Origin of the sequence: Amphibacillus sediminis NBRC 103570, from assembly GCF_001552275.1 — a bacterium.
GTDB classification, from domain to species: Bacteria; Bacillota; Bacilli; order Bacillales; family Amphibacillaceae; genus Amphibacillus_B; species Amphibacillus_B sediminis.
Window position 1 is genome coordinate 1 of sequence record NZ_BCQW01000044.1, and the last position, 11,327, is coordinate 11,327.

Below are 11,327 nucleotides of genomic sequence, written 5' to 3' on the forward strand. Positions count from 1 at the left end.
GCCTAAAATTTAACTCATCAATCCATACTCTCGTTTATGATCATTAACTTCGAAAAGCAGTTCATAGTCATAGATTGCATATTCTTCATAATTACCATTCAATCCAATTCGTTCTTTAATATCTTGGATAGAAGATGAATAGAATAAACGATGCAGTAACAAGCTCACCTCATTATACCTTCCAAGACTCGCTATATAGACTTACATTGCTTTCAAATAATTTGTCACATCCTTTTATGAAAAAGTCATCAAATCATGATAAATTCATTGTTTCAAAATATGATTTTACTTTTGAGTCCTAGCTGCTCTCCCTAATTTCATCTTCGTAACTAATCATATTATCATCCCATAATTTTTCTCCATTTTGGAAAATTGAATCATGTGTTTTGAAGTATATTTCTCTGATAACATCAATCCAATTATGAATATACTTCATTGCAACAACACTATCCCCAGATGGATGGATAGTAAAAAACATAGTAGTAATTTGAGCAAGAGAAATTGCTGAATGTTCAGCAGGTGTAGTAATTCCAAAATCACTTCTTCCAACAGGGATAACATTTTTGGTTCCTATATTACTTAAACGAGCGAATGTACCTTGTGGAGAAGCATGAATTATTTTGTTAGCCAGATCATACTGTTGTCTCCAAATTTTAGAATTAATATCACAGTTATTTTGTAAATCATTAAAGGTTATAAATTTTTTACTATTCGAAAAAACACCACTTGCTCTAGCCCATTCATACCGATCATCTGTTTCAGAAGACTGAATAAAGGCTTCCGCTACTCGTTCACCATGTGAAGTAATAAAAGAAGAAATCATCGTAAGTTCATACATTGAACGCCATCTGGCATATGCACCATCTGCAAATCCATTTTTCATTAATGTAATAATTTCAAGAAACTGTTGTAACGCTCGACCATGTATGTGTAACATTGCAGTAAAAGTGTAAAAGTGATTTTTTAATTCTTCTTGTGGTAACTCATTTACATGCTCAACATATGACTCGGCAGCTTCTAATACCATAATATACATTGATTCGGAAGCTACAAATGCTTTACACCATTTTTGTTCCTGAATGGATAGGAATTCTTGTTCTTCAGCTCGAAACATCATGACTTGCTCATGCATTGTATCTCGCATATAACTTGTTGTATCATCTGCCATTCTACTATACATATCTTCAAATACTTTAGATAAATCTAGCTCATTAAATTTCTTTATTATTTCACTAGCTTCTTCTTGTGTTTTAGCTTCTTCTAGTTGTTTTTCTAATAATTCCATAAATGTATCTTGTAGGAATTGAGTAGTATTATCTTCCATTTGATTCACTCCTCGTTATATTTTCTTGGCTTTTTATTTAATATAAGAATAAAATGAGAATTAATATGAACCAATGATTATATTGACAAGTTTCAACAGATCTTTTTCTTCACCTAAAAAATAGTACACTTCAAAAATTAGATTAAGGCCTAACTATAATTAATTCATTTGGATCAAGTCCATCTTTCACATACAATTCTGGTGTATCCTTTTCTGGAATACCTTCAAGCATTAGAGCAGCTTTTCCTTGTTCGAATGCTTTTTTTACTGAGAGTCCAAATCCGATAGCAGAATAAAACTGAGCAGCAAAGACCCTGGCAGCTTCATCACCTATTGTTGTCGTCATCCCAATGGCTGCATCCACATGTTGTACCACTGCCTGTGCTTGTCCATAAGAAAAACAGGTATTAAAAAACACCAATTTAATTTCATCCGATGTACTCATCATTGTTTGCACTATTGCCTCTTTGGAGACAAGTTTAGCATTTCCTTGATTGTCTTGGAAGACGATTTCATCATCCTCAGATCCATGTCCACTAAAGTGAATAATTGTGGGATTTTCCTCATTAATTGCTTGTATTACGTCCAAAGCTCTAGTAGCCCACCGAGTTTTAAATGATACAGAATCCCTGTGTTCTGATTTTCTTATCATCTCTTGAATGGCCCTAGCCTCTTCATCCAATCTTAACTGTGGTGCATCTAACGGATTTGAAGCCATAAATAGGACAGTAATTTCCTCTGGTAAGTTTTTCAATTCTTCCAATACCCTATTTGTCTCTTGGTGCATTTCACTATGTCTATTCAACATTCCACTAACCTCCTTCATACGTTTTTCGCTATCTGCTAGTCTCTTCTTTTCGGCAACATCTCTTTTCTTTTGCTCACGTTCAACTTCTCGACCCAGCTTCTTTTCTTCAGCTATTATATCCCCCTCAATTCTTGCTATTTTTTTATCAATATCCGCAACCTTTTTATCAATATCAGCTAGTTTCTTTTCTTCACGTCCAATTTCTCTATACTTGGAATTTATGGTAGCAGTTGACTTTGTTCTTCCTATAGTTGCTTGAGCTAAAAGGATTTTTTTCTTATGTGAAGGTATTTTTCCTAGTTCAGTGGCTTTAGAATTCCTTAATCTGTTTAACTCTTCCTTTTTTCTTTTGATTGTTCTTCTATACGTATCAATGAGCGACAAAATGTCCGACCTCCCAATATTCAATTTCATTACCATTATTATACTTAATATTCTACACGTAACAACGCACTTTAACAAACGTATGTTCCGTTTATTATCACTAAAAAGACAGTCCCACTATTAGTGATAGGAACTGCCTTCTACTGTTTATTCTTAGTTTGTCTTTTGCTGAGGGTAGTCCTCTTGTTTTATAGCTTTTTTTCAATGAGTTGATTAACAATATCAAGTATCTTCTCATTGTTTGTTTGTCTTGTATAGGTAACGCTGATTCCTTTTCTATTTAACGTATCACCTAATCCTCCCAATCCCTTTTGTTCTTCATATTCATCGTTAATTCCTGATTCTTTTACCATGTCAAAGAGTTTATTGGCAGCTTCTATTTTATGATCCTCAGTACCTCTAAGATCTTGTTTTTTCTTAACTCCTTTACTCTCAACAACAAGGTTAATTGTAGGTTTCCCTTCTTTATCCTTGATTACATACATAAAGTCTGGGCTATATGTGCTTCCATCAATAAAAGGTATTTGCATGGTACGTTTTGGTATTTTTCCATATACCTCAACGCTGCTGATATTCTCAATTATGTTATTTTCTTCAATTTCAGAATCAAATAAAATCGTGTCATATAAATAGCTTTCCAATGGTGTTCCCTTTCTTTCATTTACACCAAGATAAGCTGAAGTCTTTACAAAATTCCTTGGATTACCATTTTCTTCAGTTAATTCTGTAGGATGAACCGTTGTATTTGGCAATCTTTTATACGAATATATTTTAAGCAACTCATCATAAATCCGCTGCTTAAAGTAAATAGAAAAACTTCTTACCGTATCTCTTGTAAAGAAGGCCTTTTCTATTTTTTTCAATTTAGAGGCTCTTACAATCCCTTCATGTACTAAAGGAATAGAAATATTTGTTTTCTCGGCAATAGCTTTTAAAAATCTTCCATAATGTAAAGTATCATTATCTGAACCATCTATTGAATCTAGGGTCACATTAAAAATCAACTCACCTTGCACCATTTCTGATGTTTCCCTCTTGGTTCTTCTAACCGTTTTGTTTATCAAGTCTTCTGTAATTACATCAGAAACAGTATCAATGAGTACATCATCATCAATTCTGTCAAAGTGTAGATAGTATTTTTCGTTTAACTGTTCCCACAGGTCCTTTAACTTCCAGTAGTTATCCTTGCGAATGGCAACCTTTTTATTTTTGTCAACATTTCGGTCACGAATCCTGTTTTTATCAAGTTTATTAAATATTTCAGGGTATTCATTGATAAATTCTTGTAGCTTGTCCTTTTTTATCTCTCTATCAAATGAAATATAACCTTTACCCATAAGATCAATAAGGACTTCTTCTTTACTTAACCCTTTATTGGTAGCAATTTTCTCAATTTGCTCAAAGGTAAGAGCCTTTTGTTCAAAGGATGTTTCACCATAAATTTCTTCTTCTAACTTCTTCACAAAGTCTTTTTCAGTAAAGTCTACGATATAATTTAACGTAAAGGTTTCATTTTCTATTCGATTTCCAGTTTCATCTACTGGCAGTCGTAACCCACGTCCTATTTCTTGCAATTTACTGTTATCACTTCCGCTAGAACGTAATTTTGCGATTGTAAAGATATTCGGGTTGTCCCAACCCTCTTTTAACGTCCATTTCGAGAATATGAAGCGTGTTGTATTAGCTTTACCATTCCCATCTACTAAACTCAAGAGCTTTTCTTTATCAAAAAGAATTGTATTCACTTCTTTTTCTATTTCTTCTTCAGTCGATACGTTGTCTTGGGAGAAATATCCTGCATGTGTTTCTTTAATATTCACAAGGGACTCTTCAAGATACTTTCGATAGTCTAGTTCAAAGATATTACATTTATCAATTTCTTCCCTAAGTTTTTTCCTTAATTCTTCTTCAAAGATAGTCTTTAAATAAGGCTCTTTTATGTCATTATCTCGATATGAATAAATGTCATCAATAAAGAATAGGGCCAAAGTCTTGATTTTGAACTTTCGTTTGAAATTTTCCCGTTCTGTTTCAAAATGCCTCTTTAAAGCCAACCGTATGGACTCCCTGACATAAGAAGTTGCAAACACATCCGCAAAAAATACATCTCCAGTAAATTTTTCTTCCCCATTACTCAAATTAATCTTAGAAGCCATAATACCGTCAATCGTAATACCTGATAGTTTCGGGGAAAGTAGACTTAACGAATCATGTATTTTCAAATCTTTTGTTGTTTTAACTGGTTGATTTTGCTCATTTAAAGTTGTTTTTTGGAAACGAACAAACTCACCTTTTTTCATTGTTAAGATTTTAAATACTTCTTCTCCATTATCGGGACTTTCAACGTGCTCTTTCGCCACACCTTTAATAAGATTTTGTTCAAATGCTTTATGAATATTTAAGTCGAATATTAAATTGTTGTAATCCTTTACTTCAACTTTATTTCTACCTCTACCAATAAATTTACTAGGGAAAGTAGCACCAAAGCGTATAATCAGTTGTGGTTTTACTTTGTCCTCAATAAATTTGAATGTGGCATTTTCACGACTAAAACGGTGTGGTTCATCAATAATCATAATAGGTCTAGTGGCAGAAATTGCATCAATCGTTCTATAGTAGCCTTCTATATGGGAATCGTAATCATCACGAACCAAAACCCCGTTTTTACTATCCTTCAAGTGCTGCATATTAACTAATAGCACTTCTATCGTATTCCTTTGAAGATTTGATGAAGTTACAAAGTCACGAATACTATTTGGCACATATTTCTTCGAACCTTTTTTTGTTTTAATACTTTCAACTGTTCTTAACTTTATTTCTGTCTTGTAACCACACACATTTTTGAAGTGGTTGATATTGCTTTGGATCTTCATAAAGTTCGCAGTTCCAGCCTTGATAGCCAAAGAAGGAACCGCAACAATGAACTTTTTGAAACCATACAACTTATTTAATTCATAAATTGCCTTTGTATAGACATAAGTTTTGCCAGTACCAGTTTCCATTTTTATATCAATATTCAGGTAATCTACTTCACCTTGACTGACTCCCTGCATATTAGAAGGGAGATCCTCCTGAAGTCTCTTTATATTTTGATTTATATAAGGACTCTTAATATCAATTATAGGATTTTCAATGCCTTTCATTGGTTTTTGTATCCCGACGTTTGAGAAAATCGAACAAAGCCTCTCTATCGGAATTGTTTGGTGTGCTAAATTTCTTTTTAAGATTAATTCCAACTTTGTTCACCTCAATATCGCTTTATTAGAGAAACTTCGATATTTTTCTCTTCGTTTCTTAACTGTTTTAAATTCGTTTCTAGTTGTGTCAGGATGTTAAAGTCTGTGAAGTTATAACCATAAACAACTATACTTGTTGGATTAAATTTTTTATCTTCGACTATTTTGGATAAAAGGGTATCAATATGTTGTTGTGTCAATCCTTTGTCCAATAAATAGAGGTAATTATCAACAGAATAACCATGATACCCACTTAAATTGATTTCCTCGACTGAAGGTGTTAGACCATGACCATCTCGATTCATCCAAGTCGTCAGGATTGTTTCTTTATCGAATTCAACTTCTAATTGGGTTGCTAAAAGGTTCGGATCAAAATCTGCAATTTGATCTATGATATTTTCATCTAATACTTTCGCATAGAAGTGCTTAAAGCCATAATCAAGATCTGCTTGTGTCTCCTCTTTAATTTGCTTGGCTGCACGAATTATCCTTTCCCTACCAATCTCATCGATTGTCTTAAAGCCTTCTTTTCCAGCTACAGAATCTTTACTTACAGTTTCGTCTAATTGTACAAGAATAAATTTCCGATTACCTCCATCCTCTGCATTTTGCTTCATAACTGCATGAGCGGTAGTTGATGATCCTGAAAAGAAGTCTAGGACTATATCGTTGTCCTTAGCCCCAGCAGTTACAAATCTCCTAATTAATTCTACAGCCTTTGGGAAAGAAAAAACTTTTTTCCCAAAGAGCTTTTCAACCTCTGATGTCCCTCTCCTACTAGAAATAGCAGTATCAGTATGTAAAGAACGAATCATTTTACCCGTAAGTCTTGTTTTTTGAACTACTCTATATTCACCAGAATCAGTAATATATCCTACAATTTCTTTATTCAAACCCTCTTCAGACTTTTGTTTACCCCATCTCCAAACTCTCTGAATACCATCTTTTCTTGAAACAACTGGGTAAACTTCAATCCAACCTTCCTTCTTATCTAAGGAAATTTCATAAAAGTCATTGTCCAGCTTTTTATTTGGGTTCAAATAAAATGGATAATAAAGGTTTGGACGTGTTTCGGGATTGAAAGCAACATTTCCGTTATATAGTGGGTATATATTGAATTCTCCCAACTCATCTGTGTATTTAAACTCTTTGTCTTTATCCGGTATTTCATGGGTTTCTGCGTCTAAACTAGACTTGGAGTAAAATAAAGCATATTCATGCATATTTGCTATATGCCCATAATCAATTGCACTAGGCGACGAATTGATAATAAACATACCTATTTCATTCTCTTCACCAAAAATGTCATCACACAGCATTTTTAGTTGAGCTTGTTCATTATCATCTATTGATATAATGATTACTCCGCTATCTTTCAACAGCTCTCTTGCAATATATAATCTAGGATACATAAATGTAAGCCAGGCACTATGTGAAGAAGAATTTGAAGAAGTCATGTTTATAATACGCTCGGCTTCTTGTTCCTCAATATCTAATACTTCTTGAAGTTTCTCCTTCGTAAATTTAAAATTGTCTCTATACACAAAATCATCTCCACCTGTGTTGTATGGTGGATCTATGTAGATCATTTTGATCTTATTCGAGTATGATTTTCTTAAATGTTTAAGAACATCCAAATTATCACCAGTTATATAGATGTTTTCCGATTTTTGATTCTCTGGCTTAGAATTATGTTCTATATTAGGAACCAAGACTGTTTCTGTATCAATAGAATCTGCAATGAATTTAGCATAGTTTTTTCCTAGAAAATTCAATTCATAGCCTTCAGAAGAGAAATCCAGCTCTTGGTTAATCTCCTTTTTGAACTTCTCAATATCAAAGGTATCCCCTGTAAAGCAATTGGGGAAGTTTTCCTTCAAAATTGATATTTTTTTATCATTTAGTTTACCTTGTCCATTATTCTCAAGCGTTTCTTTAATCATTATTTTTCCTCCATTTTAGATTGTTTTAGTCGTCTTAGTTAATTTCAATTTCCCGTTTTATGGAGTAAATTGTGTTTCTTGATAACCCTGTTTTTCGATGTATATCCATTACACTCATATTTCCTTTTAAACATCTAACCACTTCATCATAAATAACTCTATCTTTCCCTGTTGCATCCTTATGGTACTTCTTTTTACCGCCTTTGAATTTACCTAGTTTTTTTGCAATTTCAATTCCTTCTCTTTGGGCAGTCCTTATACGTGTTCTTTCCTCTTCTACCATCCAAGATAATAGTGTAAGTACCAAATCAGATACTAACTGTCCCACACCTTCGAGTTCTTTATATTTTCGTGTATCCAAAATTGGCATATTTAACACAACAATATCAATTTCCTCTCCAATTAGAGCTTCCCATTCATCTTTTATTTCTTGCTTATTTCTTCCAAATCTACTCAAATCATGTACAACCAACACATCACCAAATCGCATTTTAGAACGCATTTCTCTATATACTGGTCGTTCAAAATCCTTTCCAGATTGTTTCTCTTCATATATTCGATCACAACCGTATTCTTTCAACTCTTGTAGCTGTCTTGATAAATTTTGGTTTTTGGAGCTAACCCTTGCGTACCCAAAAATCAAATTTCTCACCTCTATGTAATGAACAAGTCTATTTGAACATTTCTATATACCTATATTACTATACTTTAATTTGTTTGAACAGAGTGTACTTAAAAAGGACAGATAATAATAGAAAAAACCTACAAGCAACTCTTGTAGGAAAGCCATGAAATCCTGATGATTTGGTAGCATTGGGTGTGCCTCCTCCTTTTTCATTTGCATACTTTGTTCTATGCAGTTAGGAATAGAATGATAATGTGAGGTGGGTAGAAATTATGTCCAAAAAGAATAGGTTCCCCTTTAATATGTGGGGAACAACTCCTTATAGACTGTATATAGTTGGGATAGCAACATCAACTACTTTCTTAAATAGCCTGACTGCCATTTCTACCTTTTCCTTTGGGTCATCTGATTCGGGTATGGGGAAAACTATCCTTTTATCCTCAAAAATGATAGTTTCGAAGCCATCAATATTCATAAATTGCCTTACCATCCTTTGAAACAATGGATATTGCCAATCACTTTCTAATCTAATAGCAGTTTCACTTGCAGCTAGATTGATAACGAAGCTAAGATCTGAATACCCTGAACCAAAGATGATTGGATTTACAGTTAATTTCTTCGAACGATGGACATTAAGTAGATGCGGAACTTCTTTTCTTAAAGAAGATAAAAGATAGGAGTTGATTTCTTTTGTTGAAGTAGATTCAAGTGAGTAATTTGAAGCTGTACCAGTAGAATCTTTAAATCCATGTGGTATCTCACCCCATAATTTCTCGACTTTTAATTTTGGAAGCACAAAATCGTTTTGATTAATTTGCTTCCAGATGTATAAATCCTTCTGCCGATTAAGATTGCCCAGCGTTTTCAAGTAACCATCTTGCATTGAAAGAGCTAGAATTGTGATAGGTTTCTCTATCGCATGTAATTCAAATAAATCCGCAATATCAGCCAAATAATCATCTTTAAACCTAGAAGCAATCCAGATAAAAATACCACTCTCATTTTGATTTGTTTCTATTAGATACCTTACCTTATCAAAATGATCTTCATCTGAACATCCTAATTGGCTCTCGATGTAAATTGGAGAGTTGTGAGTTAAGTCTCTGCCAAAAATATCAATCCTCTTATCAGGGTCGTGTTCTAACTCGATTAATTCAACATCTCCAACAAAGGAGCTCAATAACTGTGGGTTTCTTTGCAGGATAAGGTTAAAGATAAATTCCTTTTTACTTCCTTTTTTGCTCATCTGACATTCCTCCTAAAAAGGAGAGCATCCAGCTCCCCTTTGCATTTTTGATACGACAGCCTTTGAATTTTTTATCTAACTATTTTGGGGAAAGGCAACTTCCAATAGGTATACAAAGTCTATTTCCAATACCTCTGCAAGACGATAAACTATACAGACACTAGGATTCATTCGTTTATGACACTCGATTCTGGAAATATAACTTTCGCTTGAATGGACTGCTGAGGCAACTTTTTTTATTGTGTAGCCTAGCTCTTCTCTTCGTTGTTTGATAAGATTCCCGAATTCTATTGAAACTGCTTTCGGATATTGTTTACACTCTTCCATGTTGAATCACCTCATTAAGCTGTTTATTTTGCCAAATCAGACTGTTATTCTTCTCCATTTGACCTAGTATGCTATTAAACTAGGCACTCCTTTTATAACAGCAAAATGCAGTTTTTTTGTCGTATGCTGGCCTACCATTTGAATCATTTGTGTAAATTCGAGAGAGGGTTTTTCATAAATGGAGGAAATTCCTTTTTATTTTTGGGGATCAAAATGGGATTGATTTGGAGGGTTTCCAATTGATTGCGGAACTTCTTGAAGTAGTATTTTGTGTATTTCTCCTTTGCAGAGTCGATACCGTAAGTTGATACGTAAGATAGAAATTTTATCAACTTTTCCTTTTCGGTTGTTTTTAGGCAACTACCATTGATAATTGACTTTGCTTTTGTGATCTTGTAATAGTCTCCTTTGTAAAGGATTGCTTCAAAGTATTCTGTCATGTACTGCTTAAACAGATTGTCTTTAAAATACTCTTTAAGACATTTTTCCTTACCTTTGCGATATTTCTTATATTTCAAGTGCTGGTTCATTAAACGCACTTCTAAACGCAAAATCCCAGCTTCGTAGCTTTCAATGAAACCTCTCTTATCTTTTGCCTCTTCTTCTTTATCGTAACAACAGCATTGAACACTTTTAGAATTAAAATACACTGTTGTTTTGTATTGATCATATTTTTGCTGATGTCGATACTTTGAAGTTGTTTTTCTATAAAGGAAGAAAAGTAATTTTCTTTCGTCCTCTTGTAATCTAATATCAAGACGGAAATCAATCCTTATCAGACTTATTCTATCTATAAATGCTTCATCACGAAAAAGATACCATAGGAATTTCTCAATCTCTTCTTCAGCCTCTACATAGTCCTGTTCAGTAATTTCTGTTTTTCCAAGCAACTTAACAAAGTCGACAACGAAGAATAGTCGAAACCCGTATTGGTTAACGATCCATGAGGTTATGCCATTAAATTTCCTTTCTACTCTTTGTTGAATTTGTTTAGAGTTTACACCTATATGCTTTTCAATTAAAAGCACTTCATCGCTTGTAAGAATATCGGTACAAAACTTTGCTGTGTGTAACATTTCCATTCTCCTTCTTTCAGTTGATTGCGGGAATACATCAAATCTACGATTTTCTTCTTAAATCTTCACTTTTCTTATTTGTTCTCTTGTTTTTAATAGATTTTAAGGTTTACTTTTTTCCCGAACCACCCATATTTAATGTATTTATCAAACCACCTGATAGGCAATTGACTTTTGAATGCTATGTCAGAAGGAAACAAATTATTCAATGGTAAAGTCGTATGTAGCTAAACAAAGGGGAAACCATAAATTGGCAACTTTACTAACCTGGGGTAGAACCTAATTTTTTAGACTTTGATTTGGTAGTCTTGTAAAGTTATAAATACAAAGCAGCTACACCAAATATAAAACACTAAGG

At 33.5% G+C, this 11,327-nt stretch carries 10 protein-coding genes; all 10 read right to left on the bottom strand.

Annotation, left to right across the window (positions count from 1 at the left end; genetic code table 11):
* Positions 1-9: 9 nt before the first annotated feature.
* A complete protein-coding gene (locus ASE01S_RS15930) occupies positions 10-168 on the bottom strand; it encodes a hypothetical protein (protein WP_157065243.1) in 159 nt (52 codons plus the stop codon).
* A 130-nt stretch (positions 169-298) separates the two neighbouring features.
* On the bottom strand, positions 299-1,324 hold the full coding sequence (locus tag ASE01S_RS15640) for a DUF5677 domain-containing protein (RefSeq protein ID WP_083512169.1): 1,026 nt from the start codon (positions 1,322-1,324) through the stop codon (positions 299-301).
* Between the two features lie 142 nt (positions 1,325-1,466).
* Positions 1,467-2,516 carry a CHAT domain-containing protein gene (locus ASE01S_RS14850; protein ID WP_157065244.1) on the bottom strand — a complete coding sequence of 350 codons (1,050 nt, stop codon included), beginning with the start codon at positions 2,514-2,516 and terminating at the stop codon, positions 1,467-1,469.
* Positions 2,517-2,704: 188 nt separating this feature from the next.
* Complete coding sequence (locus tag ASE01S_RS14855) at positions 2,705-5,752, bottom strand: type III restriction-modification system endonuclease (RefSeq protein ID WP_067844197.1); 3,048 nt, start codon at positions 5,750-5,752, stop codon at positions 2,705-2,707.
* Positions 5,753-5,763: 11 nt separating this feature from the next.
* Positions 5,764-7,695, bottom strand: coding sequence for a site-specific DNA-methyltransferase (locus ASE01S_RS14860; RefSeq protein WP_067844200.1), 1,932 nt, complete (start codon positions 7,693-7,695; stop codon positions 5,764-5,766).
* Between the two features lie 34 nt (positions 7,696-7,729).
* Entirely contained in the window at positions 7,730-8,347 is a 618-nt protein-coding gene (locus ASE01S_RS14865; RefSeq protein WP_245630399.1) for a recombinase family protein, read from the bottom strand.
* A 33-nt stretch (positions 8,348-8,380) separates the two neighbouring features.
* Positions 8,381-8,509 carry a hypothetical protein gene (locus tag ASE01S_RS16365; protein ID WP_281176915.1) on the bottom strand — a complete coding sequence of 43 codons (129 nt, stop codon included), beginning with the start codon at positions 8,507-8,509 and terminating at the stop codon, positions 8,381-8,383.
* Between the two features lie 130 nt (positions 8,510-8,639).
* Positions 8,640-9,566, bottom strand: a complete 927-nt coding sequence (locus ASE01S_RS14870; protein WP_067844204.1) for a hypothetical protein — start codon at positions 9,564-9,566, stop codon at positions 8,640-8,642.
* Between the two features lie 75 nt (positions 9,567-9,641).
* Positions 9,642-9,893: a helix-turn-helix domain-containing protein gene (locus ASE01S_RS14875; RefSeq protein ID WP_067844207.1), complete on the bottom strand. Its 252-nt coding sequence runs from the start codon at positions 9,891-9,893 to the stop codon at positions 9,642-9,644.
* A gap of 143 nt (positions 9,894-10,036) precedes the next feature.
* Positions 10,037-10,969, bottom strand: coding sequence for a phage/plasmid replication domain-containing protein (locus tag ASE01S_RS14880; protein WP_067844210.1), 933 nt, complete (start codon positions 10,967-10,969; stop codon positions 10,037-10,039).
* Positions 10,970-11,327: the final 358 nt, after the last annotated feature.